Annotated in this window: 28 protein-coding genes; 24 read left to right on the top strand and 4 right to left on the bottom strand. The window is 57.3% G+C overall.

From position 1 onward, the window contains the following. Nucleotides 1–69 precede the first annotated feature (69 nt). From ML541_RS02215 to ML541_RS02195, 5 genes are all read left to right on the top strand, one after another. Entirely contained in the window at nucleotides 70–738 is a 669-nt protein-coding gene (locus ML541_RS02215) for a flavodoxin family protein (RefSeq protein WP_243370271.1), read from the top strand. A 69-nt stretch (nucleotides 739–807) separates the two neighbouring features. After that, nucleotides 808–1,461: a lactate utilization protein gene (locus ML541_RS02210; RefSeq protein WP_243370269.1), complete on the top strand. Its 654-nt coding sequence runs from the start codon at nucleotides 808–810 to the stop codon at nucleotides 1,459–1,461. A 3-nt stretch (nucleotides 1,462–1,464) separates the two neighbouring features. Then, the gene (locus ML541_RS02205) at nucleotides 1,465–2,187 is read left to right on the top strand and encodes a ComF family protein (RefSeq protein WP_279342299.1); all 723 of its coding nucleotides are present in this window, start codon (nucleotides 1,465–1,467) and stop codon (nucleotides 2,185–2,187) included. Nucleotides 2,188–2,338: 151 nt separating this feature from the next. Then, nucleotides 2,339–2,608, top strand: a complete 270-nt coding sequence (locus tag ML541_RS02200) for a cytochrome c3 family protein (protein ID WP_243370265.1) — start codon at nucleotides 2,339–2,341, stop codon at nucleotides 2,606–2,608. Between the two features lie 164 nt (nucleotides 2,609–2,772). Continuing rightward, nucleotides 2,773–3,228, top strand: coding sequence for a hypothetical protein (locus ML541_RS02195; RefSeq protein WP_243370263.1), 456 nt, complete (start codon nucleotides 2,773–2,775; stop codon nucleotides 3,226–3,228). Here the strand turns inward: ML541_RS02195 and ML541_RS02190 are convergent. After that, the gene (locus ML541_RS02190; protein ID WP_243370261.1) at nucleotides 3,218–5,725 is read right to left on the bottom strand and encodes a helicase C-terminal domain-containing protein; all 2,508 of its coding nucleotides are present in this window, start codon (nucleotides 5,723–5,725) and stop codon (nucleotides 3,218–3,220) included. The two genes, ML541_RS02195 and ML541_RS02190, sit on opposite strands and share 11 nt — an antisense overlap. A 102-nt stretch (nucleotides 5,726–5,827) precedes the next feature. Continuing rightward, the gene (locus ML541_RS02185; protein ID WP_243370259.1) at nucleotides 5,828–6,100 is read right to left on the bottom strand and encodes a cytochrome c7; all 273 of its coding nucleotides are present in this window, start codon (nucleotides 6,098–6,100) and stop codon (nucleotides 5,828–5,830) included. 176 nt (nucleotides 6,101–6,276) lie between these two features. Between ML541_RS02185 and ML541_RS02180 the strand changes: the two genes are divergently transcribed. Together ML541_RS02180 and ML541_RS02175 are read left to right on the top strand one after the other, a co-directional pair. Continuing rightward, a complete protein-coding gene (locus tag ML541_RS02180; RefSeq protein WP_243370257.1) occupies nucleotides 6,277–7,209 on the top strand; it encodes a helix-turn-helix transcriptional regulator in 933 nt (310 codons plus the stop codon). Between the two features lie 13 nt (nucleotides 7,210–7,222). Beyond that, nucleotides 7,223–8,140: a TIGR01212 family radical SAM protein gene (locus ML541_RS02175; RefSeq protein ID WP_243370255.1), complete on the top strand. Its 918-nt coding sequence runs from the start codon at nucleotides 7,223–7,225 to the stop codon at nucleotides 8,138–8,140. Between the two features lie 48 nt (nucleotides 8,141–8,188). On the opposite strand, the gene ML541_RS02170 is transcribed toward ML541_RS02175, so the two are convergent. Continuing rightward, nucleotides 8,189–9,433, bottom strand: coding sequence for a BamA/TamA family outer membrane protein (locus ML541_RS02170; protein ID WP_243370253.1), 1,245 nt, complete (start codon nucleotides 9,431–9,433; stop codon nucleotides 8,189–8,191). Between the two features lie 335 nt (nucleotides 9,434–9,768). On the opposite strand from ML541_RS02170, the gene flhA reads away from it, so the two are divergent. The 17 genes from flhA (at nucleotide 9,769) to ML541_RS02085 (ending at nucleotide 24,836) form a co-directional block, all read left to right on the top strand. After that, entirely contained in the window at nucleotides 9,769–11,850 is a 2,082-nt protein-coding gene (gene flhA, locus ML541_RS02165) for a flagellar biosynthesis protein FlhA (protein ID WP_243370251.1), read from the top strand. Beyond that, nucleotides 11,840–13,192, top strand: a complete 1,353-nt coding sequence (flhF, locus tag ML541_RS02160) for a flagellar biosynthesis protein FlhF (RefSeq protein ID WP_243370250.1) — start codon at nucleotides 11,840–11,842, stop codon at nucleotides 13,190–13,192. The genes flhA and flhF overlap by 11 nt, the downstream gene beginning before the upstream one ends. After that, nucleotides 13,189–14,109, top strand: a complete 921-nt coding sequence (locus tag ML541_RS02155) for a MinD/ParA family protein (RefSeq protein ID WP_243370249.1) — start codon at nucleotides 13,189–13,191, stop codon at nucleotides 14,107–14,109. Before flhF ends, ML541_RS02155 begins: the two co-directional genes overlap by 4 nt. Further along, the gene (locus tag ML541_RS02150; protein ID WP_243370247.1) at nucleotides 14,106–14,861 is read left to right on the top strand and encodes a FliA/WhiG family RNA polymerase sigma factor; all 756 of its coding nucleotides are present in this window, start codon (nucleotides 14,106–14,108) and stop codon (nucleotides 14,859–14,861) included. The genes ML541_RS02155 and ML541_RS02150 overlap by 4 nt, the downstream gene beginning before the upstream one ends. A 47-nt stretch (nucleotides 14,862–14,908) precedes the next feature. Beyond that, nucleotides 14,909–15,643, top strand: coding sequence for a flagellar basal-body rod protein FlgF (gene flgF / locus ML541_RS02145; RefSeq protein ID WP_243370245.1), 735 nt, complete (start codon nucleotides 14,909–14,911; stop codon nucleotides 15,641–15,643). A gap of 141 nt (nucleotides 15,644–15,784) precedes the next feature. Beyond that, nucleotides 15,785–16,573: a flagellar basal-body rod protein FlgG gene (flgG, locus tag ML541_RS02140; protein ID WP_243370243.1), complete on the top strand. Its 789-nt coding sequence runs from the start codon at nucleotides 15,785–15,787 to the stop codon at nucleotides 16,571–16,573. A gap of 137 nt (nucleotides 16,574–16,710) precedes the next feature. Continuing rightward, a complete protein-coding gene (flgA, locus tag ML541_RS02135) occupies nucleotides 16,711–17,415 on the top strand; it encodes a flagellar basal body P-ring formation chaperone FlgA (protein ID WP_243370241.1) in 705 nt (234 codons plus the stop codon). Between the two features lie 2 nt (nucleotides 17,416–17,417). Next, the gene (locus tag ML541_RS02130; RefSeq protein ID WP_243370239.1) at nucleotides 17,418–18,107 is read left to right on the top strand and encodes a flagellar basal body L-ring protein FlgH; all 690 of its coding nucleotides are present in this window, start codon (nucleotides 17,418–17,420) and stop codon (nucleotides 18,105–18,107) included. 29 nt (nucleotides 18,108–18,136) lie between these two features. After that, nucleotides 18,137–19,231 (top strand): flagellar basal body P-ring protein FlgI, encoded by a 1,095-nt coding sequence (locus ML541_RS02125; RefSeq protein WP_243370237.1) that lies wholly within the window; start codon nucleotides 18,137–18,139, stop codon nucleotides 19,229–19,231. Between the two features lie 29 nt (nucleotides 19,232–19,260). Beyond that, the gene (locus ML541_RS02120) at nucleotides 19,261–19,632 is read left to right on the top strand and encodes a rod-binding protein (RefSeq protein WP_243370235.1); all 372 of its coding nucleotides are present in this window, start codon (nucleotides 19,261–19,263) and stop codon (nucleotides 19,630–19,632) included. 34 nt (nucleotides 19,633–19,666) lie between these two features. Next, nucleotides 19,667–19,954 (top strand): flagellar biosynthesis anti-sigma factor FlgM, encoded by a 288-nt coding sequence (gene flgM / locus ML541_RS02115; protein WP_243370232.1) that lies wholly within the window; start codon nucleotides 19,667–19,669, stop codon nucleotides 19,952–19,954. Continuing rightward, nucleotides 19,951–20,448 (top strand): flagellar protein FlgN, encoded by a 498-nt coding sequence (locus tag ML541_RS02110; protein ID WP_243370231.1) that lies wholly within the window; start codon nucleotides 19,951–19,953, stop codon nucleotides 20,446–20,448. The genes flgM and ML541_RS02110 overlap by 4 nt, the downstream gene beginning before the upstream one ends. After that, nucleotides 20,449–21,873: a flagellar hook-associated protein FlgK gene (gene flgK, locus ML541_RS02105; RefSeq protein WP_243370230.1), complete on the top strand. Its 1,425-nt coding sequence runs from the start codon at nucleotides 20,449–20,451 to the stop codon at nucleotides 21,871–21,873. A 25-nt stretch (nucleotides 21,874–21,898) separates the two neighbouring features. After that, the gene (flgL, locus tag ML541_RS02100) at nucleotides 21,899–22,819 is read left to right on the top strand and encodes a flagellar hook-associated protein FlgL (RefSeq protein ID WP_243370229.1); all 921 of its coding nucleotides are present in this window, start codon (nucleotides 21,899–21,901) and stop codon (nucleotides 22,817–22,819) included. A gap of 184 nt (nucleotides 22,820–23,003) precedes the next feature. Further along, a complete protein-coding gene (locus ML541_RS02095) occupies nucleotides 23,004–23,261 on the top strand; it encodes a flagellar FlbD family protein (protein ID WP_243370228.1) in 258 nt (85 codons plus the stop codon). A gap of 27 nt (nucleotides 23,262–23,288) precedes the next feature. Further along, on the top strand, nucleotides 23,289–24,059 hold the full coding sequence (locus tag ML541_RS02090) for a flagellar motor protein (RefSeq protein WP_243370226.1): 771 nt from the start codon (nucleotides 23,289–23,291) through the stop codon (nucleotides 24,057–24,059). Continuing rightward, nucleotides 24,060–24,836 carry a flagellar motor protein MotB gene (locus tag ML541_RS02085; protein ID WP_243370224.1) on the top strand — a complete coding sequence of 259 codons (777 nt, stop codon included), beginning with the start codon at nucleotides 24,060–24,062 and terminating at the stop codon, nucleotides 24,834–24,836. It begins immediately after the preceding gene. Between the two features lie 73 nt (nucleotides 24,837–24,909). On the opposite strand, the gene ML541_RS02080 is transcribed toward ML541_RS02085, so the two are convergent. After that, complete coding sequence (locus tag ML541_RS02080) at nucleotides 24,910–25,716, bottom strand: PilZ-like domain-containing protein (RefSeq protein WP_243370223.1); 807 nt, start codon at nucleotides 25,714–25,716, stop codon at nucleotides 24,910–24,912. Between the last annotated feature and the right edge of the window lie 86 nt (nucleotides 25,717–25,802).

The following is a 25,802-nucleotide window of genomic DNA, read 5'->3' as shown; positions in this document are numbered from 1 at the left end:
GGGCGAGTTCGCAAGCCTTGCAGCTGGAGCTTTTTATGCATCCGCTGGGACAGCTCCTAGGAGGAGATCATGAAATTTCTGGCAATTAACGGCAGTCCCCACGGCGACCGGGGCAACACGGCCATTCTCTTGGATAAGGTGGTGGATGGACTCACGGCCGCCGGCGGCAGCGTCGAGGTGGTGCAGTTGTCGAAGATCACGGTCAATCCCTGCATTGGTTGCGACTGCTGCCACAAGACGGGGAAATGCCCCATTCCGGACAATTTCGAGGCGCTCAAGGAGCAGCTTCTAGCGTGCGACGGCTTCATCCTCGCCAGCCCCAATTACATCATGAGCGTTTCCGCCCAAATGAAGGCCCTTTTCGACCGCTGCTGCGGCCTCATCCACTGCCTGGCCATGGAGGGGAAATACGGTGTCGTGGTGGAGTCTTCCGGCGGCGGTGGGGATGACCAGGTGCTGAACTACATGGAGCGGGTGGTAGGGCTGCTGGGGGCATGGTCGGTCGGAGGAGTCGGCTCTTCCATGGCCGGAGAACGGCTCTTTCCCAACCAGGACCAGCTGTTCGCCAAGGCAACGGCTCTGGGGGGCGAACTCTACCGTGCCGCTTTGGAAAAGAAGGAATATGCCGATCAGGCGGGGGCAAAGCTGGCCCTAGCCGCCTACATGCGGGGACTGGTCGATTTCATGAAGGATTTCTGGCATTACGAATACGAGTATTGGCAGAGATTAGGCAAATAGACCGGGCATTGTCACCGGGAAAGATCATTCCCGGACACGTTGCACGAGCTTTATGGAAAGGTGGTTACAATGAGTCAAAGTAAAGAACTGATGGACTGGACTTTCGAACAGAAATGCAGGAAGGCTGTAAGCTCGCTGGAAAAAAACGGCTTTACTGCCCTGTACTGCCAAAGCGGCCAGGAGGCCTGCGACTACATCATCAGGGAGGCGGCTGATGCGGCAAACGTCGGTTTCGGCGGCTCCATGTCCGTGGCTGAGCTGAATGTTGCCGAACAGCTCAGCGCCCAGGGGAAGGAAATATTGAATCACAGCCAGCCCGGGCTGTCCCCCGACGAAAAGGTAACGATGATGCGGCGCCAGCTTACCTGCGACCTCTTCCTCGCCGGCACTAATGCCCTGACCCTTTCCGGAATCTTGGTCAATATTGATGGGGTCGGGAATCGTGTCGGCTCCATGCTGTTCGGGCCGAAAAAAGTCATCGTTGTTGCCGGGCGCAACAAACTGGTGGATGGTGACCTCGAAGTGGCAATAAAAAGGATCAAAGACTATGCTGGCCCTGCCAATGCCAAGCGCCTCAATTACAATACCCCCTGTGCGAAAACCGGCTTCTGTTCCGACTGCAATTCCCCCGACCGCATCTGCCGCATTACAACCGTGATCGACCGTAAGCCGCGCCTGACTGACGTACGGGTGCTGGTGGTCAACGAGGACCTGGGTCTCTAGGCATTGCTGTTCCGGTCCCTGCTGGACATCCTCTTTCCACCCCTCTGCCATCGGTGCAGGATGTACATCCCCAATGCCGGGGATGTACATCTCTGCACCGATTGTCTTCGATCGGTCGTGCCGATCGATTCGCCCCTTTGTCCCCAGTGTGGCATTCCCTTTGTCACTGAAGAGGGCATCGACCATCCTTGCGGCGCCTGCATATCCCATCCTCCTGCTTATGCTGCGGCACGTTCCGCTTTTGTTTTTGAAGGCTCCATCCAGGAGTTGATTCACCGCTTCAAGTACGGGCACAAGACGCACCTCTACCGGCCCCTGGCCCTGATGGTCGCCCGCCAACTCAGGGGGTTCGCCACCCTGGCGGCAGCCGATCTGATCATACCCGTTCCCCTGCATAAAAAGAGGCTGCGTTGGCGCAGCTACAATCAGGCGGTCCTTCTGGCAGGGGTGCTGGCCAAGGAATGGGCGATTCCCCTTTCGCGCACTGCCTTGCAGCGAACGCGCTGGACGGAGCCGCAGATAAATCTCGCCGCAGACCAGCGCCGGCAGAATGTGCAGGGAGCTTTCAGCGTCTCACAGCCGAAAACGATCGCCGGCAGACGGATCATTGTTGTCGATGACGTATTGACTACCGGCAGCACTGTTGAAGAATGCACAAAGGTTCTGAAAAAAGCGGGGGCAGCCGAGGTATTCATCGTAACAGTTGCCAGGGCTTTGCAGCGTTAGGAAAATGTCGGGTTCAGATTAACCGGCGGCGAAAACGGCAAATCACTAGTCCGACAGCCTCCTTATGATGGGTATAAATTTATTGACATGAACTAATCGTGAGGGTATAAGAGCGATGTTTGTATATTTTAATTCGCTGGAGGATTTAAGTATGAAGAAAGTATTGGCTGTTGTATTGATGGTCGCTTTTTCCGCATCGGCTGCCCTTGCTGCCGACACCGTCGTTCTGAAGGCAAAAAACGGTAACGTCACTTTCGATCACAAGAAGCACAGCGGGGCCAATGAATGCAAAGTTTGCCACGGCGAAGGTACTCCTGGCAAACTGACCCTGGACAAGGACAAGGCTCACAAGCTTTGCAAGGGCTGCCATGAGACCAAGAAAGCCGGCCCGACCAAGTGCGGCGAGTGCCACAAGAAGTAATCTCTGATCTTGATCCATGCGAAAAAAGGCCCTCTCTTGGGGGCCTTTTTTTATGCTTGGATCATTATCCAACTCAGGATGTTTTGCTTGTAAAACGTCATTTTATTTGTTATGGTCCCTGGTGCAGCAGGTCAATTCAAATGCTTGATAACAGCGGGGATACTATGGCAAACGGATTTGATTACACTCGGTTGAAACGTCTGATCACCATCTATTACGTGGTTCAGGGATTTCTTCTTGTTCTTTTTGCAGCAATCGCTTTTTGGCTCCAGTCACAGGCCCCGCAGCAGGTGTTCATCAACAGCCTGATCAGGGCCGTGGTCGCCCAGATCGTCCTCTTCTACCCCGTCTACCGCTTCGCTGCCCATGAGGCGAAACGGGAGGTTTCGTCCTGCAGCACTTCGCTCTCTAAAGATACCCTGCTGGCACTGCGGCGCAAGAGGGTCACCGGTGACATCGTCAAGGCAGCAGTCTTCATCTTTTTCCTGGTATTCATCCTCAGGGCTCCACAGGTTCCGGGTGCCCAGTTTTCCATCCTTTTCGTCTTCATCCTCATGACACTCTGCTATTTCCAATGCTACAATTTCGTCGCCCGACGGCAGATAAAGGCTAATCCCTGAAAAATTCGGCCATGGCGGTAAAGACCGCTTTCCCGTCCCCCTTGACGAGTCGCACATCCGGTAGAGAGCGGAGAAAGGACTTACCGTAGTTCTTGGACAGGACCCGGCTGTCGAGGATCAGCACCGCACCCCGGTCGTCTCTGCTCCTGATCAGCCTGCCGAAGCCCTGTTTGAACTTGATTACCGCCTGAGGGACGGTGTATTCCATGAACGGATCGCCCCCCATGGCGGCAATATGCTCGGCGCGTGCCTCCAGGATCGGTTCCGTCGGCACCCTAAAGGGGAGCCGGGTGATGATCACCTGCTCCAGGGCCTTGCCCTTCACGTCAACCCCCTCCCAGAAGGAATCGGTGCCGAATAGAACCGGATTGTGCCCTTTTTTGAACTGGGAGAGGAGCAGGTGGCGGTTGATCTCCCCCTGACGCATGGGGGTAAGCCCCGCTTTTTTGAGCGGCTCGGCCAGGCGGTTATAGATACGGCTGAGAAGGCTGTAGGAGGTGAAGAGGACGAAGGCGCGCCCTTGGGAAATGCCCAGGGCCTGCAGCAGGTATTCGTTGAGGACCGGCTCGAATCCCGAGGCGACCGGTTCCGGAATATCGGTGGGGATGCCGACGAAGGTCTGTTTCTGATAATCGAAGGGGGAGGCGAGGAGCAGCTCGCTGACCCGCGGACCGGGCATCATGCTCAGCCCGGTGCGCTTTTTCAGGTAATCGAAGCGTTCGCCAACGGCTAGCGTGGCGGAGGTAACGATAACGGTCTTGAACTGATCGAAGACGACCTTTTTCAGGGACTCGGCCACCTCCAGTGGAGAGGAGCAGAGCTTGACCACCGGCCCTTTCGTCGTCTTTTTCGATTCGAACCAGCGACAGAATCCCTCGTCCCGGGCAGTGAAGAAACGCAGGTTCACCTGTGCCGTTTCCAGGCGTCCCCTGACCCCCTTCAGGTCCACCAAGCTTCCCGAGAGCTTCTCCAGCACCTTGTCGGGCAGCTTTTCGCACGCCTTGAGAAAGTTCTTCAGGGCAACTGTATACTCGCCGATTTCCCGGCACAGGTCATTGACCCGTTCTTCCACTTCGGCCCAGAGCGGGGTTCCATATAGTGTCTGGGTTGCCCGCAGCTTGATCTCTTCCTTACTGCCGGGATCCTTGCGCAGGTGTGCCGTCAGGGCGGTGCCGATCCCGTCCATGGAGCGATTCACGGCCTCGGTAAGATCGAGCCGGCGGGGAATGAGACGCCCTTCCAGGATACCGGCCGCTTCCATGTAAATATCATCCATGGCCTCCGGTACTTCCCGAGAAAGTTGGGTGGAAAGAAGCGGCAGCAGCCCCCGCTGGGCCTTGCGCGGATGCTGCAGCTTGCCGAGAATGCGTAGCAGGCCGTTGCGGGAGACCTGGGCTGAGAGGAAGCTGGTTGCCACATCTTCCAGGTGATGCCCCTCGTCGAAGACGATCCGCTCGAAGGGGGGAAGGATAGCGGTGGAGCCGTAGCCGGTTTCCTGGCGCACGGCCACGTCTGCCATGAGCAGGGCGTGGTTCACCACCAGGAGGTCGGCGCCGGCAGCCTCCCGTCGCGCCTTGTAGAAGAAGCAGCGGGCATAGTGGGGGCATTTGACCCGGCCGCATTGGTCCGCTTCGCAGGCTATCTCCTCCCACGTTTCATCCCGGGGAATAAAAGAAAGGTCACTGCGGCAGCCTTCGGCGGTCTTTTCGCTCCAGTCGATGATGGTCTGCAGTTCGTTGGCAGCATCGTCCTTGAACAGGCTCGGCTCTGCCTTGACGTGCTCCAGCTTGCGCAGACAGAGGTAGTTGTTGCGCCCCTTGACCAGCACCGCCCGGAAATCCAGCTCTCCGTGTTTCTGCAGGAAGGGTATGTCCTTCTTGATGAGCTGTTCCTGGAGATTGATGGTGTTGGTGGAGATGACAACCCGTTCCTTGTTGCGCAGTCCCCAGAGGGCTGCAGGAAGCAAATACGCGAGGGATTTGCCGATGCCGGTCCCCGCCTCGATGACGGCGATGCGCTCCTCGTTGAATGCTTCAGCGACGGCGAAGGCCATGCGGGTCTGTTCAGGTCGATGTTCATACCCCTTGAGGTGCTCAGTCAGGATTCCACCCGGTGCATACCATCGCTCCAACTCGGGATAGGAGAGACGTTCAACTGCCGTGCGGGTAAAGGGAGAAACTGCCTGGTAACAACGCTCCACGGCGTTGTCGACGATATAGAAGCCTACTCCCTGGTTGCCCAGTAATGATGCAATCTCTATGTCTGCCTGGGAAGGGGTGAGGACACCGGAGGGATGATTGTGGATGACCACATCGCCGAAGGAGGTGACGATCATGATCGCCGCTACTGCATCGGTATTGCCCCGGGCGAGGGGCTCTGCCTCGATGACTACTTTGGCTTCGTCGGTACGGCCAAGGAAAAAAACCTCGTTGCCCCCTGCTTCGGCGATGGCCTCGCGCATCTGCAGGAGGGCGTTTTCGGAAAAATAGCGTTTCATCTCCACTGAAGATACATGCTTTGTGGCGCTGCTGGCAACGAAAAAAGGGACGGCAGATGCCGCCCCTTTTCGCCCCAGCTGGGAAAATCTGTTCCGAGTACCCTACTTTTTGTGGCACTCACCGCACTTGGTCGGGCCAGCCTTCTTCTCTTCGTGGCACCCTTTGCAAAGTTTATGGGCCTTGTCCTTACCGAAGCCTTCGATCTTGCCGGGCCCCTTCTCGTGGCAGATTTTGCAGTCTTTGAGGGTTTCCTGGTGTTTCTTGTGGTCGAAGGTGATATTCCCGTTCTTTGCCGGGAAAGTCATGGTGTCTGCCGCCATGGCGGCGCCTGCTGCGAAGATGACGAGTGCTGTTGCTGCAATAATCTTTTTCATTGCGATACTCTCCTTTTTTTGGTTGATGTTTCTGCACTATGGTGTTTAAAAAATACCATGCGCATGGTAGGGTAGCTATGGACATCTATAGTAATTCCACCCGATGTCGGGTTCAAAAAGACGAATTCCAGGCGACGAAACTTCCCTGGGAATGATAATTTATTAATAATTTTTATATGGAAAATCTACCAGATAAAATAGAAAAAGCAACCTCGGCCAGCGTTGCCATCGACGGCGCCAGCATAAAAAGTATTCGCGAGACGAAGAAGCTTACGCAGCTTTACGTGGCCAATGTGGTTGGCGTTACTACCGATACCATTTCCAGGTGGGAAAACAACCGCTACCCGACCATCAAGCGGGATAATGCCGAGAAACTGGCCCTGGCGCTGGAAGTGAGCCTGGACGAGATCCTGCGCCGGGAATCCGTTGCTCCGGCTGAGGAACCCCCGCAAGTTGAACTGCCGCTGCCGCCGAAAAAAAGCCGGAGGCGGGTTGCGCTTATGGCGGTAGCAATCGCGGCATTGGTTGGTCTCGGTGCGTATTTCATCCTGGCAAGAGCGGCCGCACCTGCAGTTGCCGAGCGGTGGCTGCCCCATTATTGTGCCCCAGGGCAGCTGATGCCGGTCCAGATAACCGTGACCAGGCGGGATAACACCCGTGGTGGCCTGATTGTCAAGGAAAAGCTCCCCAGCGGCTGGCGACTTGTCAATGCCACGCCTCCGGCTGCATCGGCAAAATCCCCTTCGGAAGAGGTCCGCTGGTTGATTGCGGGGGGCAGTGGCGCAGTGAAAATCTCTTACGTGGTGCAGGTTCCCACGGACGCCCCCCTCAACAGCCAGGCACAACTCAAGGGTACCATTCTCGTCCATTCGGGGGGCAGCAATCGGGCTGCAGTCATTGGCGGCAGCGGCAAGGTCGGCATCGCTCCCTTTCACTGGGCGGACGGCAATGGTGACGGACGCATTGACGACAGTGAGATCATGCCTGCCTATTATGTGACCGAGGAGATGAAAGGGCTGGGGCTGGACTGGGCAACAATCGAGGCCATCTGGAGCGGCAGGGGATATACCTGGAACAGGGAAAGAAATGCCTTCGAGGTTGTAAAGTGAGGCCTCTGCACTGATGTTCCCAGGGGGAAAACGCTACAACATCTTTTCCGAAGAACTGAAGCGGGTCTTTGGCTGCCGTGTCCATCGCATATCCGTGGATGCCGGCTTCAGCTGCCCAAACCGCGACGGCACGGTCGGGACGGCCGGCTGCATCTATTGCGGCGGCTCCGGTTCCGGATCCTTCGGCATTATCCGCGGCGCATCCATTCCTGAACAACTCGAACATGGCAAAGAGGTGATGACGAGAAAGTACAAGGCGAAGAAATTTCTCGCCTACTTTCAACCTTACTCCAACACCCATGCCCCTGTCGAACATCTGCGGCACCTTTACGATCAAGCCCTGGCCGTGCAGGATGTGGTCGGTCTCATTGTCGGCACCCGTCCCGACTGCCTTCCCCCCGAGACATTGGATCTCCTGGCATCATACGCAGAGCAGACCTATTCCTGGCTGGAGCTGGGGGTGCAGTCTCACCTGGACCGGACCTTGCGTCTCATCCGCCGGGGGCATGATTTCGCCTCCTTCGTCAGAGGGGTACGGGAATGCAAGGCGCGGCGGATCAGGGTCTGTGCCCATATCATCCTTGGACTTCCTGGGGAGACATGGGAGGAAATGCTGGCGGGGGCTGCGGTACTGAACGAGCTGGGGGTGGATGGGGTGAAGCTCCATCTGCTCCACGTTATGCGGGATACGCCCCTGGAAGAGGAATATGCGCAGGGAAGGGTGAGGATGCTTGACCGGGATGAATACGTGGGACTGGTCTGCGACTTCCTGGAAAGGCTCGACCCGGCCATGAGCGTCCAGCGCCTGACCGGCGACGGCAACCGCGACCATCTCATCGCGCCGCTCTGGTCGCTGCAGAAGTTCGAGGTGCTGAACACTATCGATAACGAGCTGGTGCGAAGGGGTACGCACCAGGGTTCAAGGTTCTAAGTTCTATGTTCTATGTTTACAACCTAGAACCCAGAACATAGAACCGGTTCAAAACGGATACCCCAGCCCGACGAAGACCGCCGGTCCTTCCTTGCCGATGCCCAGATCGACCCGGCCGACGATGTTGGGACGTACCACAGCCCTAAAGCCGATGCCCGGGTTGAATTCGAAGCTCCTGGTGCTGGCCTTGTCCAGCCTTTCCATGACCGCCCCCAGATCTATGAACGGGGCTATTTCCCAGTCCGCATTTACATCGAAAATTTCCCACCGGAACAGCCTGATTCTTTCCTCAAGATTACAGAGAAAATAACTGCTGTCGATGAAACGGTTCCGTCCGTAACCACGCAGGGTCGTTTCCCCGCCCAGGATACTTCTTTCGAGAAAGGGGACATCGTTCCCCAGGGTCTGGTTGTAGGCGAGCCGGCCGACACTGATGAACCGGGCATTCATCAGGGGGTAATAAGCCTTGATTTCTGCCTCGTAATGGCGATAGTCGGCGCTGCTGCCGAACCGCTTGATGCTTCCTTCGACAGAGGCCTTGGCATAACCCCCCCAAGTGGGGAGGGTGGGGGAGTCGAGGGTGGAATAGATAAGACCGATCTTTTGCGCATGGGCGGTAAAACCGCCGATGCCCGGTACGCTGCTCGAATCGAACTTCTCCCCAATAAAGGGGACCTTGGTGATTGCTCCCTGCTTGATATCCACATCCTTGAAGCGCTCCCCCACCACCAGTTGCACATGCTTGAGAATTTGATAGCCGGCGGTAAGGTTGAAGCCGGTTTCACTGTCAGCGTAGTTGGTTTCGTCGCTTTTCTGGCTTGACTGCTGGAAACCGAAGAAACGTGCCGAGCCGTCGGTCAGGGAGAAGAGGAAGGCATTCAGTTCAAGTTTCTTGTCGAGGAGAGTTTTGTCGCGCAGCTTGAACTCGAAGTCGTCGTTGACCTTGGTGGATTTTGACAGCGCCACTTCCCAATAGCGGTCTTCAATGGGGTAGAAGGTGGCAAAGAGGGTGGTCGTGGTGCCGAAGTTTTCGTTGTAGTTGACCTGGGGAGCGACGAGGGTGCTGACCTCTCCTTTTTTGTTGTGGAGGAGAAAGGCGTTCAGGGCTCCATAGGTAATGCCTTCGTTTGGACTGGAGGCAATGATCGGCAGGGGAATGGAAACGACCTTGACCGGATCGGGAAATTCCTGATTGGTCAGGGGAAAGGGAAGGTTTTCCTTCGGTACCATGGTGGTACATCCTGCGAGGAACAGGGCCGACATCAGCAATACAAGGAGATTTTTCATGCGCATGGGTGCTTCTTCCCGCATAGGATTAAAAAAGGAAAAAAATATATAGCCAAACAGGTAAATTTTCAATCGGAAATGTGAACATGCCCACGTTAAATACGGGAACGATAAGCACCACTCCAGTTATTGCCATGGGGTCAAAATCTTGACCTGAGGCCATTCAAAATGCTGTCTTTTACGGACGATTTTACCTCCATGCCTGCTCCGCAACCGGAACGGCCTTTTCCCCTCTATCCCTTTCCACCGCGGCTGAATGACCATTTCCCCCCGATGGCACAACGGTTGCACAACAGTCTGCGCAGCTAAAAAGCCCTTGATTTTTCAAAGGAATTTTATAGATGGCTCCGGCAGCAGAAGCAATCGATATTCAGCCCTTCCGGAAGAATTCCGACATCTACATGGCGGTTGCCCTGATCGGCATCCTTGCCCTGATGATCATTCCGCTGCCTGCCTTCGTCCTCGATGTCTTTCTTGCCGCCAACATCACCATTGCCCTGGTGATCCTGCTGGTCAGCCTCTACACGATCCAGGCCCTGGATTTTTCCATCTTTCCCTCCATACTCCTCATCACTACCCTTTTCCGACTGGCCCTGAACATCGCTTCGACGCGATTGATCCTGCTCCACGGCAGTGAAGGGGCAGAGGCTGCCGGGGCGGTGATAAAGGCTTTCGGCCTCTTTGTCGTCGGCGGCAACTACGTGGTCGGCGCCGTCGTTTTTCTCATTCTCGTCGTCATCAATTTCGTCGTCATTACCAAGGGCGCAGGAAGGGTGGCGGAGGTTGCCGCCCGTTTCACCCTGGATGCCATGCCGGGCAAGCAGATGGCCATCGATGCCGATCTCTCCAACGGCCTCATCACCGACAAGGAGGCCAAGCTCCGCCGGTCGAAAATCGCCCGCGAGGCCGACTTTTACGGCTCCATGGACGGTGCCAGCAAGTTTGTCCGTGGGGATGCTGTTGCCGGCATTCTCATCATGCTCATCAACATCATCGGCGGCTTTGTCATAGGTGTCTGGCAGCAGGGAATGGAGCTGGCCACGGCCCTTTCCAACTATACCCTGCTGACGGTGGGGGAGGGGCTCGTGGCCCAGATTCCGGCGCTGATCATCTCCACCGCCGCCGGCATCATCGTCACCCGCTCAGCCGATGAAAAGAACTTCGGCCACGAAATTTCAGGCCAGCTCCTCAATTACCCGAAGGCCTTTTACATCGCATCCGGCGTCATGTTCGTCTTTGCCCTCATTCCCGGTTTGCCCCACTTCCCCTTTCTGCTCATCTCCGGTGCGGCCTTTTTCGCGGGGCGGCTGGCGGTGGAGAAACAAGAAGTGCAGCAGGAGGATCTAGATGCTGCGAATGCCCAGGAGGCGGAGGAAGCGGACCAGATCGGGACGATCCGCCCCTTGGATATGCTGGAGCTGGAAGTGGGCTACGGACTGGTGCCCATGGTTGATGCGGCACAAAACGGCGAGCTGCTCGACCGCATCCGCTCCATCCGCAAGCAATATGCCCAGCGCATGGGCTTCATCGTCCCTCCCATCCATATCCATGACAACCTGCAGCTGAAACCCTATGAATACAACATCATGATCAACGGTGCCAAGGTGAGCGGCGGCGAGCTCAACGGCCAGTATCTCGCCATGGATGCCGGCAGTGCTTCCGGCACCCTGGAGGGGACACGGACCACCGAGCCGGTTTTCGGCCTTCCCGCCATCTGGATTAAGGGGCGGGACCGTGAGCAGGCCCAGGTCTGCGGCTACACCGTGGTGGATAACACGACCATCCTGGCTACCCACATCAGCGAAATCATCAAGAAGCACGCCCACGAGCTGGTGGGGCGGCAGGAGCTGCAGCAGCTTCTGGACACCCTGTCGTCAACTCTCCCCAAGGTGGTGGAGGAGCTGGTGCCGTCGCTTTTGAGCCTGGGGACGGTGCTGCGGGTGGTGAAGAATCTGCTCCGGGAAAATGTTTCCATCCGGGATTTCCGTTCCATTCTGGAAACCCTTGCCGATTACGGCGGGGTAACCAAGGATCCCGATACCCTCACCGAGTTCGTCCGCCAGAGCCTCGGCCGCTATATCGTCGAGCAGTACAAGCGGGAGGACGACACCCTCTGGGTACTGACCCTCGACCGGGAGGTGGAGGAAACAATCGCCGATGCGGTGCAGATGTCCGAGCAGGGAAGCTACCTGGCCATCGAACCGGCCACTGCCCAGAATATCTTGACTGCCATACGCAAAGGGGCGGAGAGGTTCGACCAGACCGGGACCGCACCGGTAGTTATTGCCTCTCCCAGTGTCCGAAGGCACATGAAGAAACTCACCGACCGGTACATGCCGAACCTCGCGGTTATCTCCCACAATGAGATTCCGCCCAGCATAAAAATCCAATCGTTAGGGATGGTAAGTCTCGATGCTAGTTAAAACTTTCCAGGCGGCAGACATGTCGGAGGCCTTGAAAATGGTCAAGGCCGAAATGGGACTGGATGCAATGATCCTCTCTTCGAAGCAGGAGCGGCGCAAGGGGATTCTTGGCCTCTTTTCCAAGCCGTACTACGAGGTAACCGCAGCTCTTGAGCAGAAGCCGGTACAGCGCCCGGTCTATTACCAGGAAAAGCCGGAACGGGAGCTGAGCACCAAGGAGGAATTCCAGAATTCCATGCTTGCCCCCCTGGCCAGGGAACTGCGGGAACTGAAGGAACGGGTCGAGGCGCTGGCGAAGAAAGAGACCGAAAAAAAGGAGCCTGCTCCCGTGGCGGTGGTTGAAATGCCGGAAAGCGAGGTCAAGCCGTTTCAGCCCCAGCGTGAAGGTGCTGCCCCCCGGACCTTCGCTCGGGAGGATATGGAGGAGATCAAGAAACTGTTGCTCAATGCGGTGGCTGCCAAGGAGGAGAAAGCCTCCAAGCCGGTCTCCTTTCCGGTTGTTGCCGGCGGGGAGATGCTGGAAGTCAAAAATTTGGCTGACGACGGCGACCTGTCGGAAGAGGCGCTGGAGCTTTTGGCTACTGAGCTGCGCTCGGAAGAGGTGGGTGCCGATAGCATCCAGGCTCTCCTTGAGCTGATCCGCCCGGCGGCGGAACTGGGCGAAGAACTGGAGGCTCTGCGGGAGCGGCTGATCGATGCCTTTGCCGGCATCATCAAGTGCTCGGGGCCGCTGCGCCTGAAAAAGGCCGGCCCGCGCATCATGGCCACCGTTGGCCCGACCGGGGTCGGTAAAACCACCACCATCGCCAAGCTGGCCGCCATGTATGCCCTCAACAAGGGGGCGCGGGTCGCCATGATCACCACCGACAACTTCAGGGTCGGTGCCATCGAGCAGTTGAAGACCTATTCCAAGATCATGGATGTCCCCCTTGAAGTGGCAGCTACGGTCAAGGAACTGGAGACGGTTCTGGCGAAGCATGCGGACAAGGACCTGATTCTCATCGATACGGCCGGCCGGAGTCCCAAGGATCGGGAAAAACTGGAGGAACTGAAGGTTTACCTGGAATCCCATCCGGCCATCGAGACCTACCTCTGCATTTCCGCCACCACCAGGGACAGGGAGATGAATGAGATCGTCGCCAACTACAGTGTTCTTCCCATCAGCAGGCTGCTTTTCACCAAGCTCGATGAAAGCGAGAGCTTCGGTTGTATCGTCAACGCCCAGGTTCGCAACAAGTATCCCCTTTCCTACTTCACAACGGGCCAGAAGGTGCCGGAGGACATCGAGGTGGCGACGGCGCGGAAACTGGCCAACCTGGTGCTGCGGGAGACGGAGCAATGAGCAGTGATCAAGCCGATACCCTGCGACATCTGGCCGGTACGGTAAACGCCACCAGGCGCGATGTGAACCTTTATGCGGGAAGGATCAGCAGCCGTCAGAATATCCGGGTCATCTCCGTAACCAGCGGCAAAGGGGGGGTCGGTAAGAGTAATGTGGTGGTCAACCTGGCGGTGGCGCTGGCGAACCAGGGAAAAAAGGTCCTGGTGATCGACGCCGATCTGGGGGTGGGAAACATCGACATCCTCCTGGGACTGCGCCCGGTTTTCACCATGAATCATGTGCTCTCGGGGGAAAAGGACCTGAACGACATCATCATCTCCGCACCGGGGGGGATAAAGGTCGTCCCTGCCGGGTTAGGGGTCCAGGAATATACCAGCCTGGGGACGCCGGAGCGGCTCAAGCTCCTGGATGAGCTGGACCGGCTGGAGGAAAACTTCGATGTCTTCATCATCGACACCGAAGCTGGCATCTCGGAAAATGTCACCTACTTCAATGTGGCGGCCCGGGAGATACTGGTGGTGGTCACGCCGGAGCCCACCTCCATTACCGATGTCTACGCACTCATCAAGTTGCTCTCCACCCGTTACGGCGAGCGGCATTTCAAGGTGCTGGTCAATATGGCCCGGGACCAGAAGGAAGCGGTGGGGGTGTATGACAAGCTCTTCAATGTGGCGGATCGTTTTCTGGAAGTCTCCATGGATTTCATGGGTTGCATCCTGCGGGACGACTTGGTGGGAGAGGCGGTAAGAAGCCAGAGACCGGTCTGTCAGCTCTACCCCAACGGCAGGGCCTCCCGCTGCTACACGGCATTGGCGAGAAGGATTATGGCAAGCAGTTGCGACAACCGGCTGAAGGGAAACATTCAGTTTCTTTCCAGGAAAGAGTTCCCCGGTGCCGCAGGATCGGAGCGTATATGAACTGTCTACTCAAGGCGTATGAACAAGAGGCTCAGCGTGGTGCGGTTCCCGACCGGGACGAACTGGTCGTCTCCCATCTTCCCCTGGTGAAGTTCCTGGTGGATCGCATCGCTTCGGCTCTTCCTCCTCACCTGGACCGGGACGATCTGCGGAGCGCCGCCGTCATAGGTCTTATTTCCGCAGCGGAGCGCTTTGATCCTTCCCGGGGGGTAATGTTCAAGACCTTCGCCGAGCAGCGCATCCGGGGTACCATTATGGACGAACTCCGCTCCCAGGACTGGTTGACCCGGTCGCTGCGGGACAAGTTCAAGCGCCTGGAGCGGGAATTCTCGGCCCTGGAGCAGCGTCTGGGAAGGAATCCCTCCAGCGATGAGGTCGCTGCAGCCATGGGGCTTGACCTGGAAGCTTACTTCCACCTCCTGGAGGAGATCCACTTCCTCTCCTTTGTCAGCCTTGATGACGCCTGGATGGATGAGGACGGCAGCCCCTTGGGGCTCCTGGACGTCCTGGAGGACAAGGGGATCGAAAGCCCCCAGAATCAGCTCATCGCCCGGCAGACCGTGGAAGGGCTCGCCGAGGCCATCGACAACCTCCCGGAAAAGGAGCGGATCGTCATCACCCTCTACTACTATGAGGAGATGAACCTGAAGGAGATCGGCGCCGTGCTCCATCTTACCGAATCGCGCATCTCCCAGCTGCACAGCCAGGCGCTGCTTAGGCTGCGGGGCAGGATGAAGCTGCACCGCCCATGAATAGACGGCCTTGGAAACCGTTATCCCTGAAGAAAAGGAGCTAATACATGAACAGCGGCCTTTATGCGGCGCTCTCCGGCAACTTGGCGGCCATGCGCAGGCTTGACGTGATCAGCAACAACCTGGCCAACGCCAATACTGCCGGATTCAAGGGGGACCGCCTGCAGTTCGAGAGCGTCCTTGCCTCATCCAAGAGCCAGACGCAACAGCCGGGGACGCTCAGCGATTCCCCCGTTTTCAGCGGTGAAAAGTTCTTCACCGATTATTCACCCGGGCCGCTCACCCAGACCGGCAACACTCTCGATCTGGCCCTGAACGGGGATGGCTTTTTCGTCGTCACCACTCCACAGGGGCGGGCCTATACCCGTCAGGGAAACTTTCGTCTCGATGCCGGCGGCCGGCTGGTGACCAGCGAAGGCTACCAGGTACAGGGTAACGGGCCGATCACTATCAGCGGTGGTCAGGTGGATATCGACGCCAAGGGGGCGATCCTTGTGGACGGCACTCCTGTAGGCACCCTGGAGGTGGTGGATTTCCCCAAGCCGTACAACCTGCAGAAACTGGGGGAGGGACTGTTTGTCCCCATCAATCCCCAGGATACGCCGGTCGCCGTTACGGCCACGACCGTGCAACAGGGAGCCCTTGAGGGATCCAATGTCAATGTGGTTGCCGAGATGGTGCGGCTGATCGAGACCACCCGCTACTTCGAATCGTGCCAGAAAGTGGTGCGGAGCTATGACGATCTGACCGGGAAAGCGGCCAACGATCTGGGAAGGGTTTAAGGCTGTTCTAGGTTCTAGGTTCGAGGTTCTAGGTTAAAACTTACGCCCCGAATATAGAACATAGAACATAGAACATAGAACATAGAACATAGAACATAGAACATAGAACATAGAACATAGAACCGATTTACGGAGGTAGCAATGATCAGGGCATTATGGACGGCCGCATCGGGGATGCAGGCCCAGCAACTGAATATCGATGTGGTTGCCAACAATCTGGCCAACGTCAACACCGCCGGCTTTAAGAAGAGCCGTGCCGACTTCCATGACCTCATGTACCAGAGCATGCGCACCAGCGGGGCGCCATCCACGAACTCCACCCAGATTCCCACCGGCATCCAGGTCGGTCTTGGTTCGAAGCCGGCTGCCGTCACCAAAATTTTTACCACCGGCAACGTTACCCAGACCGGCAATGAGTTGGATATCGCCATCGAAGGTGATGGTTTTTTCCAGATCCAGATGCCTGATGGCTCCACTGAGTACACCCGTGCCGGTGCCTTCAAAAAGGACAGTCAGGGGCGGGTGGTGACCTCCGAGGGTTATCCGCTTCTGCCGGAGGTGGTTATTCCCAGCAATGCCACGAGCATCACCATCGGCAATGATGGCACCGTCTCGGTCATCCAGTCGGGACAGAGCACGCCCACCAACGTCGGCACCATCCAGTTGGCCACTTTTTCCAATCCGGCCGGCCTTTCCAGTCAGGGGCACAATCTCTTCAAGGAAACCGAGTCCTCGGGAACGGCCACGACCGGAACCTCCGGCCAGAACGGCATCGGCACCATCAGCCAGGGCTATCTGGAAATGAGCAACGTCAGCGTCGCCGAAGAGATGGTCAACATGATCGTCGGCCAGCGGGCCTATGAGATCAACTCCAAGGCGGTGCAGGCGGCGGATGAGATGCTGCAGACCGCAAATAACCTGAAGCGGTAGATAGGAGGACGAGCCTTTTCCGCGATTTCTGCGTTCGTCTGCAGGATTGCTTGTGCGGCGTACCCACCGGTACGCCTCCGCGTAATCCTTTGACTGCCTTGAACTCACGAAAAAAACTCGCCCCAGAAAGCATGGCAATGAGAGTCATTTTATTGACAGCGCTAATGTTGCTTCTTTTCGGTTCCCATGCACTGGCTGCAGGACAGGTGGTGAAGGAGGCGGAGGTGCGCCGGGTGGTTTCGGACTACCTGCGGCAGAAATGCGACAACCTGGGGCTGGAGATCGACATCAGGACGATCGCTTACAGTGGCGACTTGTCCCTTCCTGCCGGAGAGGTGAGCTACGAGATGGTGGCGCCGGATCGCTGGGAAGGGTGGGGGAACGCCAATCTTGCCCTGATCGTCAGGGTGGACGGGCGGGTCGAGCGCAACGTGCCGGTCAAGGTGGAGGTGGAAGCCTTTGCCGAGATGGTGGTGGCGGCTCGTCCTCTCGAACATGGTCAGATCATCGGCGCGGCGGACGTGGCGGTGCAGAAGAGGGGACTCTCCCGGTTGCAGGGACGATTCGTCCGCTCGGTGGAAGAGGTCGTCGGCAAGCGGGTGCGGACCGCCGTGCGCGGCAACAACCCCATAAGGCCTGATAATCTGGAACGGGTGCCGCTCGTTAAAAGCGGTCAGCTGGTCACCATCATCGCGGAAAGCGGCACCTTGCGCATTACGGCTGCCGGCAAGGCAAGGAATGCGGGGGCGGAAGGGGATACGATCATGGTGAGAAACCTCTCCTCCCAAAAGGAGTTCCCGGCACGGGTCATCGATGGGGAAACGGTAAAGGTGGACTTTTAGCCATGGATCTTCGAACGGTCGCAAAATGCCTGGTGCTGTCTGTTCCCCTGTTTTTGACCAGCTGCTCCTTCCAGAGTTCGGAGGTTAGGACCCCCGCTTTTGACGAACAGCTGCAGCAGGCGAGGCCCAGCTATGCCAATGGCTCCATCTGGCAGGACTCCTCGGCAGGTTTTGCCGAAGATCTCAAGGCACGCAGGAGAGGGGATACGGTTACCGTGGTCATTACGGAACAGGCCAGCGCCAGTAAAGAAGCCACGACCGGCACCAGCCGCGGCAGCAGTATTTCCGCCGGAATCCCAAAACTGATGGGGCTGGAAACCAACGTCACCGGCATCTCCAATTGGATGGACCTGAACAAGCTTTTGAGCGCCAGCTACGACTCCAAATATGACGGCAGCGGCAAAACCACCCGCGAAGAAAACCTGCACGCCACAATCACTGCCAAGGTCATCGACGTCATCGGCAATGGCAACCTGCTCATCGAAGGCAAGCGCAACGTCAAGGTCAACAACGAGGACCAGGTTATCGTCCTTACCGGCACCGTCCGCACCCGCGATATCAGTGCCGACAACGTGGTCAACTCCATCTATATTGCCGATGCCCGCATCACATACAGCGGCAAAGGTATCATCAGCGACAGACAGAAGCCGGGCTGGCTCATGGGGATACTGGACGTCATCTGGCCGTTCTGACCATTGTCCATAACGAGGTTCATGGGAATATGACCAGGACTTTTTGTACTTTAGTAATACTGCTGCTTCTGCTGCCCCAGTTGGCACTTGCGGTGCGGATCAAGGACATTGCCGCTTTCGACGGCGTCAGGGAAAACCAGTTAATGGGGTATGGCCTCGTCGTCGGGCTGAACGGCAGCGGCGACAGCGATCAGACCAAGTTCCCGGTCCAGTCCCTGGTGAACACCCTGGAGCGGATGGGTATCACCATCAACCGTGCCGACATCACCGTCAAAAACGTGGCGGCGGTCATGGTGACCGCCACGCTCCCCCCCTTTGCCAAGCAGGGCAATACCCTCGATGTGCTCGTTTCGTCGGTGGGGGATGCCAAGAGTCTGGCTGGCGGGACCTTGCTCATGACTCCGCTGAAAGGGGGAGACAGCCAGGTCTACGCCGTAGCCCAAGGGGCGGTGCTGACCAATTCCTTTTCCTACGGCGGACAGGCGGCGACCGTGCAGAAGAATCATCCTACAGCCGGGCGGGTCCCGGCCGGGGCGCTGGTGGAGCGGGAACTGCCAAACGTGCTGGCCGGCCGCAATGTGCTGCGCCTCAACCTGCATCAGCCCGACTTTACCACCGCCTCCAGGATAGCTGCAGCGGTCAACGGGAAGTTCAAGGCCCAGGTTGCCTCACTGTCCGATCCGGGTTCGGTGCAGCTGGCTCTGCCCGATAGCTTTCTCGGCAGGCCGGTGGAATTCGTCGCCGAGCTGGAGCGGCTTGAGGTCAACCCCGACGTCATGGCCAAAGTGGTGCTCAACGAGCGCACCGGCACCATCGTCATCGGCGAGAATGTGCGCATCTCTTCCGTGGCGGTCTCCCATGGAAACCTGACCCTCCATGTGAAGGAAACGCCGATGGTTTCTCAGCCGGCACCGTTTGGGACCGGCGAGACCAAGGTCGTCCCACGGACAGCCGTGAAGGTGAAGGAGGATCGGGGCAGCCTGGCTGTGGTGCCACAGGGAACCAACATCAGCGATGTGGTGCGTGCCCTCAACGCCCTGGGGGTAACACCTCGCGACCTGATCGGCATCATGCAGGCGATCAAGGCAGCAGGGGCGCTGAACGCGGAACTGTCGGTCATATAGGATGACGGACAGCGGCCCGGAACCGGCATATGACAGCAGATGAAAGGGACGAACCGATGGAGATCAAAGAAAGGGCCTTGCCGACCGTGCCGCTGGAGACCCTTCGGACACAATCCCTAAAGCTCGGGCAGCAATCGGCCGAAAAGAAGAATATTAATGCCGCGAAGGTGGCCAAGGAATTCGAAAGCCTTTTCGTCGGCATGATGCTCAAATCCATGCGCGAAACGGTCGGCGGGGACACCCTGACCGGCGGCGGCCACGGCGAAGATGTGTACCGTTCCCTTCTGGACCAGGAATACGCAAAGGCTGTGGCGGAAAACGGCAGTCTAGGCCTTGCCCGCATTATTGAAAAACAATTGACGGCTGCAGGGGCGGGAAGGAAAAAGCCCGGCAGTGACTGACACGGCAGAGCTGCGATGACGAAAGGCGGTTTCGGTGAAAGTAGATCAACAGAGCCAGTTACACATCATTGATTTCTATCACGGTAAAACCGCAGTAACGGAAGCAGCAAACGGCACACCCGGCCCGTCAGATATTATCGAGATATCCCCGGCAGGCAGGGAAATAGATGCACTGAAAAAATCGGTTGCCGCCCTGCCGGAAATGAGACTCGAGCGGGTGGCATTGATGAAGCAAGAGCTCGGCTTCGGCACTTACCGGGTCGATGCGGAGCTGGTGGCGGCAAAGATGATGGAGAGTTACGGGACTGGAGGTTGGGCATGACTGCTGGTATAGACGAGCTCATAATGACCCTGCAGGAAAAAGGGGCGCTTCTGGACGATATGCATCGGCTGCTGGAAGAGGAACAGAGTTGCATAACCGCGCTTGATCTGGCACGGCTTGAGACCAATCAGGCGGAAATAGACGATGCCATGGCTCGGCTCGAACGCCTGAATGGTGACTGCAAAGTCCTTCTGGCAAAGGCCGGGACAGCGCTGGGGCTTGAGGGTAACGACAGGCTGTCGCCCCTCATTGCACGGATCTCCGTACGGGAGCGTACCGTTCTGCAGGGAGTGCAGGATAATCTCACTAGCTCTACCACGGAGTTGGATACCCTCCTTTCCCGAAATCGTAACCTGCTCCAGGATTCCCTGGGGTTGGTGGGCCGTTCGCTCAAATTCTTCAACAACGTATTCAATAATGCCGCCACCTATGGCGAAGCCGGGACGTTGCGAACCGGCAGCGGCGGAGCCAGGCTGGTGTGCAAGGAGATATGAATGGGGATTAACGACATCTTCAGTATTGCCACAAGGGGGATTGCCGCCCAGCGCCAGGCGATCGAGGTGACCAGCGAGAACATCGCCAATGTTAACACTGCCGGCTATTCCCGGCAACGGGTCATCATGGAAAGCGGGCCGGCTAATATTGCCTCCAGTTTTCCCATTGGCGGTGGGGTAGAGGTCGTTGCCATTCAGCGTTCTTACGACAATCTGTTGCAGACGCAGGTAGTCAACGGCAACAGCACTTATGAGCAGAACCTGGCGAAACAGACAGCACTGGAGCAAGTGGAGCCCCTTTTCAACGAGGTGACGACCGACGGCCTGGGGAAGGCCATGGAGAGTTTCTTCGGGGCATGGCAGGACCTTTCCCTCAATCCCCAGGGGAGCCCTGAGCGGCAGGCAATGCTCGCCCGTTCCCAAATTTTGGTGGACACCTTTCACCAGCTGAATACCAGTCTCAATACAGTGATCACCCGTTCGGACCAGGACCTGGTCAGCATCACCGCCGACATCAGCGACAAATTGAGTAGCATCGCTCAGCTCAACCAGCAGATCATGACCACCCAGGCAATGGGGGGGAATGTCAACGAAATGAAGGACCAGCGGGACTATCTCATCCAGGAACTCTCTGGCCAGGTGGGGGTAACCACTGCGGAACAGGCGAATGGAACGATAACCGTTTCCACTCTTGGCGGAGAGACACTGGTAAGCGGCAATCAGTACCGCAATGTGGTCACCGGAGCTGTCGGGGTGCCGCCGCAGAATCATATTTACATCACCGATCTGGCAAACCCGCCGACAGGCGCCCCTCTTACAGATGTGACCGCCACGATCGGCGGCGCCGGCAACGCCTACGGCAAAATCGGCGGCACATTGCAGGTGCGGGACGACATCGTGCCGGGTTACCTGGGCATGCTGAACGAACTGGCGGGCAATGTCATCATCCAGGTCAACACCCAGCACCGGGCCGGCACCGGCCTCGGCGGCACCACCAACGAAGATTTCTTCACCGGCACCACAAGCGCCGATATCGCCGTTCGCGGCGCCATAGTTGCCGATCCTGCCATAATCGCCGCGGGCGCCAACCCGACCACCGGTCCTGGGGACAACCGCAATGCCCTGCTTATTGCCGGGATCAAGGACGCGGCCCTTGCCTTCAGCACCGGCAACAGCACCGTAGCCGACTTTTTCAACGCCTTCGTCAGTAACGTGGGCGTCGATGTGCAGCAGGCGAAAAACACCACGGCACAGGGCGAGGCCTTTTTGAAACAGTTGAATACCTTGCGGGAATCCAACTCCGGCGTTTCACTGGACGAGGAACTGACCAATCTCCTCAAGTATCAGCGGGCCTTCGAAGGGGCGGCACGGTTGGTTAAGGCCGGGGGCGAAATGATGGATACCATCCTGGCGATGGTGCGGTAGTAATACAGGGACAGGAGATATGACGATGCGTGTTACTCCGGGTATGACGGCAGACAATGCCCTTTATAACCTCCAACAGGGAAGGTCGAAACTTGACAAGCTGCAGGAACAGCTGGCTTCCGGCTCCAACATCAACCGGCCAAGCGACGATCCCATTTCGACGCGGCAGATCCTCGCCTTGCAGAACGGGGTCACCGAGGGGGACCAGTACCTGAGCAACATCGATAAGGGAAACATCTGGCTTGGCATCACGGATACGGCCCTGAGCGGTATGGCGTCGATCATGGCCCAGGTGAAAACCGTCGCCAGCAACATGATCAGCACCAGCACCGATCCCAACATGATCGCCAATGCCACAACCAATCTCACACAGCTGAAAGACCAGCTGATCGACCTTGGAAACACCCAGATCGGCAACCAGTATGTCTTCGGCGGTTTCGACAACAGTACGGCACCTTTCGATGCCGCCGGGACCTTCAACGGCACCGATGACGACATTTATGTGAACATTGCCAAAAACTCGTCCGTCGCCATCAATATCACCGGCGGTGACCTGCTTCGCGGCGGGACTCCTCCGGTGGGGTCGGCTTCAGGTGCCGGTGCCGGTACCAGACCGACCGACATCATTGCCAACATCAATGCCCTGATCAATGCCATCACCACCGGTTCCTCCGCCGATATCACCGATGGGGTAAAGAACATGAAGGCTGCGGCCGATCAGATCAACGCGGCCCAGAGCGTGGTGGCGGGGAACAAGATGCGGTTGGACAACGCCAAGACCATGATCGTCAACAACCAGAACACCTTGAAAAACATCATCGGCAGCAAGCAGAATGTGGATTATGCCAAGGCAGCCACGGAACTCACCCAGCAGCAGACCGCCTTTCAGGCCGCCTTGTCCGCTACCGCCAAAATCAGCCAGTTGTCCTTGCTTGACTACATTTGAAAAGCAGGCAGTTACTCTGTTCTGCCCTTCTTTAAAGGCCATTCGAGCGCTTTGGCGCACAAGTTGGCCTTTTTTTTCAGCGCGAATTCAAAGCCTGCGGCAACTTTCATCCAAAATCGGGCTAAAGATTCGGTTCTTCAGACCGAAACAAATGGTAAAGAGCAACATTGGAGACAGGTGCGGCATGATCAGACTGACGCGAATGGACGGCAGCGAGTTATATCTCAATCCGGATCTAATCGAGACCATCGAGGAGACCCCTGATACCCACATTGCCCTGTTGAACGGTAACCGTTACCTGGTCCTTGAGCCGGCGGCGGTGATCGTCGGCCGGATCATCACCTTCAAGGCCGGCATTCAACGCCGTTCCTTTACAGATGTGAAACGAAAGTACCTCCTGCGGCAACGCAAGGATAACTACCGGCCGGTCTGTCCTCTCTGACAGCGGTTTTCCGTAGGGGCTCGAATAATGGACATAGCAACTATAATCGGTCTGATACTGGGTTTCGGCGCGGTCATCGGCGGACAGATCCTTGAAGGGGGGCATGTCAGCGCCATCATTCAGCCCACGGCCGCCCTCATCGTCTTGGGCGGCACCATGGGCGCAACTTTTGTCAGTTTTCCCCTTGAGAGCATCCTGCATGCGCTGAAGGATGCGCGCAAGGCCCTCTTCCCGCCGAAGGACGACCCTGAGGCGGTGATCAAGAACATCATCAATTATGCGGCCAAGGCCCGGCGCAACGGCTTGATCTCCCTTGAGCAGGAGGCACAGACGGTCAAGGACGCCTTCACCAAGAAGGGCATCTCCCTGGTGGTGGATGGTATCGACCCGCAAAAGCTCAGGGAAACCATGGAGATTGAGCTGAACTCATTCGAAGAGCACGCCAAGGTCAGCGCAGAAATTTTCGAGGCGGCCGGAGGATATGCCCCCACCATCGGCATCATCGGTGCCGTTTTAGGGCTGATTCACGTCATGAACAACCTGTCTGACTCTTCCAAGCTGGGGGCCGGCATCGCCGTAGCCTTCGTCGCCACCATTTACGGCCTGATGACCGCCAACATCATCTGCATCCCCTGCGGGACGAAACTGAAAAAGAGGCTGCAAGAGGCCATTCTGCAGAAGGAGATGGTTATCGAGGGGCTGATTGCCATCCAGAATGGCGAAAATCCCCACTTCATCGAGCAGAAGCTGCGTGCCTACCTGCCTGAAGGGGGCGCTGGCGCCAAAAAGGGCAAATAGATGGCCAGGAAAAAGGCACCTGAAAAAGAACCCAACATGGAGCGGTGGATGGTTTCCTACGCCGATTTCATAACCTTGCTCTTTGCTGTTTTCGTCACCCTTTACGCCATGAGTCAGACCGACAAGAAAAAGGTGGAAGAGGTCGTTGAATCCCTGCGGGAATCATTCGGCTACAACAAGACTTCTTCCTCCCCCAAGCCCCGCATCATCGACTCGGGCAACATCAGTATCATTCCCACTCTGCGGCCGCAGAGCGTTCCGGAAAAAGCGGTGAGGGGCGGCAAGGCCAAGGCTCATGCTGAAGAGAAGGATTTCAAGGCGGTCAAGGCGGCCATTGAAGCTTATCTTATGAAAACGGGCGCCCAGGACAAAGTCAGCGTCGAGATCAACCGGCGGGGTCTGGTGGTCAGCCTCAAGGAGGCGGGTTTTTTCGATTCGGGGAGCGCCATCGTACAGCAGAGCGCGTATCCTCTCCTGGCTCATGTGGCAGAATCGCTGGGCAACTACACCAATCCGGTCAGGGTGGAGGGGCACACGGACAACGTTCCCATCAATTCCCGGATGTTTCCCTCAAACTGGGAACTTTCCACGGCCCGGGCCATCTTTCTGGTCCAGTATCTGGTCAGGCATTACGATTTCGAGCCGGAAAAAATCTCGGCGACAGGATTCGGCGAATACCGGCCGGTGGCGGACAACAGCACTGCCGACGGGAGAAGCAGGAATAGGCGAGTGGATATAGTGCTGCTGTCGGCGGAGAGCGAGAGGGGAGAACCGTAGAAGAGTGAAGATTGAAGAGTGAAGAGGTCCCAGCGGTTCTTTCGCCAGATGCGAAAAGAGCCGCTTTTTCATTTCAGTGGATGGGGACGATGCGGTCCTGGCTTAGCTGCAGCAGCCGGCGCTGCTCGCTGAAAATAAAGGATATGATGGTTTCCCGCTCCTGTTCGTCGATGTGCAGAAAACGCATGGCGACCCGGTATTGGGTCCCCTTTTCGCAGTGGAGGTTGACCTCGTTGCAGCGGACCACCTCTGTCACCGTGTGAATGATCCGCGGCGGGACCAGAGGAAGAAAAAGGTCGACGCTCAACAGGGTTCCAGCCGCCACCGCTTCTGGCATCTTCAGGCGGATGCCGCCGCCGCTGAGATTGATCTCCATGGGGAGCAGGTCTTTCCCGCCGCACCAATCCACCACCTTGAAACTATCGCCGAAAGCTTCCATGACCGGTTCCGGAAGGGAGAGACAGCGTTGCCGTTCAGCCGTCCATTCCTCTTCCACAGTGGCCGGCAGCTGATTTTTCAGGACCCGGTATCCTACCGGCATGACCAGGTTCAGCCTGAAGTAATCCCGCCGTTGCTGCTCAATAACGGGACCCGAGAGCTTCGCCCGGAGTGTGCGGTCTGAATCCATCGTTTCAATTCTGCCGTTACAGCGATAATGGGCCCAACCGGTCCAGAAGGTGAGATGGAGTTCCGTGCCCGCCGCCATCTGCCAATCGTCGCGGAGCCCCTCACCGAGCAGTTCGATGGTCAGGATGTTCGATTGGATGGATGTAACGACGGCGTTGCTTTCGAACAGTTTATTGTCCTTGAAGCGGATGGCGGCAAGAATCTGCTGATCGGGCTTGAAATTGTCTGCGTAGTTGACGGTCGGTGCGGTCATTGGCTTCCCTGGTTTACTGGCTGTTTTGCCGGGCAAATTTTAACATATCTCACCCCATGCAGCAATAATTACTGCATGGCGTTCTA

The organism is Geotalea sp. SG265 (assembly GCF_022808985.1).
GTDB lineage: Bacteria > Desulfobacterota > Desulfuromonadia > Geobacterales > Geobacteraceae > Geotalea.
The sequence above is the reverse complement of the archived record's forward strand: the minus strand, read 5'-3'. Positions and strand labels throughout refer to the sequence as shown.

Coding starts and splice junctions, on each gene's coding strand:
- ML541_RS02170 (WP_243370253.1), bottom strand. CDS start 9,433: ATGCGCATGAAAAATCTCCTTGTATTGCTGATGTCGGCCCTGTTCCTC.
- flgF (WP_243370245.1), top strand. CDS start 14,909: ATGAACAGCGGCCTTTATGCGGCGCTCTCCGGCAACTTGGCGGCCATG.
- ML541_RS02185 (WP_243370259.1), bottom strand. CDS start 6,100: ATGAAAAAGATTATTGCAGCAACAGCACTCGTCATCTTCGCAGCAGGC.
- ML541_RS02150 (WP_243370247.1), top strand. CDS start 14,106: ATGAACTGTCTACTCAAGGCGTATGAACAAGAGGCTCAGCGTGGTGCG.
- ML541_RS02095 (WP_243370228.1), top strand. CDS start 23,004: ATGATCAGACTGACGCGAATGGACGGCAGCGAGTTATATCTCAATCCG.
- flgA (WP_243370241.1), top strand. CDS start 16,711: ATGAGAGTCATTTTATTGACAGCGCTAATGTTGCTTCTTTTCGGTTCC.
- ML541_RS02215 (WP_243370271.1), top strand. CDS start 70: ATGAAATTTCTGGCAATTAACGGCAGTCCCCACGGCGACCGGGGCAAC.
- ML541_RS02085 (WP_243370224.1), top strand. CDS start 24,060: ATGGCCAGGAAAAAGGCACCTGAAAAAGAACCCAACATGGAGCGGTGG.
- ML541_RS02120 (WP_243370235.1), top strand. CDS start 19,261: ATGACAGCAGATGAAAGGGACGAACCGATGGAGATCAAAGAAAGGGCC.
- ML541_RS02200 (WP_243370265.1), top strand. CDS start 2,339: ATGAAGAAAGTATTGGCTGTTGTATTGATGGTCGCTTTTTCCGCATCG.
- flgK (WP_243370230.1), top strand. CDS start 20,449: ATGGGGATTAACGACATCTTCAGTATTGCCACAAGGGGGATTGCCGCC.
- ML541_RS02110 (WP_243370231.1), top strand. CDS start 19,951: ATGACTGCTGGTATAGACGAGCTCATAATGACCCTGCAGGAAAAAGGG.
- ML541_RS02190 (WP_243370261.1), bottom strand. CDS start 5,725: ATGAAACGCTATTTTTCCGAAAACGCCCTCCTGCAGATGCGCGAGGCC.
- ML541_RS02155 (WP_243370249.1), top strand. CDS start 13,189: ATGAGCAGTGATCAAGCCGATACCCTGCGACATCTGGCCGGTACGGTA.
- ML541_RS02210 (WP_243370269.1), top strand. CDS start 808: ATGAGTCAAAGTAAAGAACTGATGGACTGGACTTTCGAACAGAAATGC.
- ML541_RS02125 (WP_243370237.1), top strand. CDS start 18,137: ATGACCAGGACTTTTTGTACTTTAGTAATACTGCTGCTTCTGCTGCCC.
- ML541_RS02090 (WP_243370226.1), top strand. CDS start 23,289: ATGGACATAGCAACTATAATCGGTCTGATACTGGGTTTCGGCGCGGTC.
- flgL (WP_243370229.1), top strand. CDS start 21,899: ATGCGTGTTACTCCGGGTATGACGGCAGACAATGCCCTTTATAACCTC.
- ML541_RS02080 (WP_243370223.1), bottom strand. CDS start 25,716: ATGACCGCACCGACCGTCAACTACGCAGACAATTTCAAGCCCGATCAG.
- flhF (WP_243370250.1), top strand. CDS start 11,840: ATGCTAGTTAAAACTTTCCAGGCGGCAGACATGTCGGAGGCCTTGAAA.
- ML541_RS02175 (WP_243370255.1), top strand. CDS start 7,223: ATGTTCCCAGGGGGAAAACGCTACAACATCTTTTCCGAAGAACTGAAG.
- flgG (WP_243370243.1), top strand. CDS start 15,785: ATGATCAGGGCATTATGGACGGCCGCATCGGGGATGCAGGCCCAGCAA.
- ML541_RS02195 (WP_243370263.1), top strand. CDS start 2,773: ATGGCAAACGGATTTGATTACACTCGGTTGAAACGTCTGATCACCATC.
- flhA (WP_243370251.1), top strand. CDS start 9,769: ATGGCTCCGGCAGCAGAAGCAATCGATATTCAGCCCTTCCGGAAGAAT.
- ML541_RS02180 (WP_243370257.1), top strand. CDS start 6,277: ATGGAAAATCTACCAGATAAAATAGAAAAAGCAACCTCGGCCAGCGTT.
- ML541_RS02130 (WP_243370239.1), top strand. CDS start 17,418: ATGGATCTTCGAACGGTCGCAAAATGCCTGGTGCTGTCTGTTCCCCTG.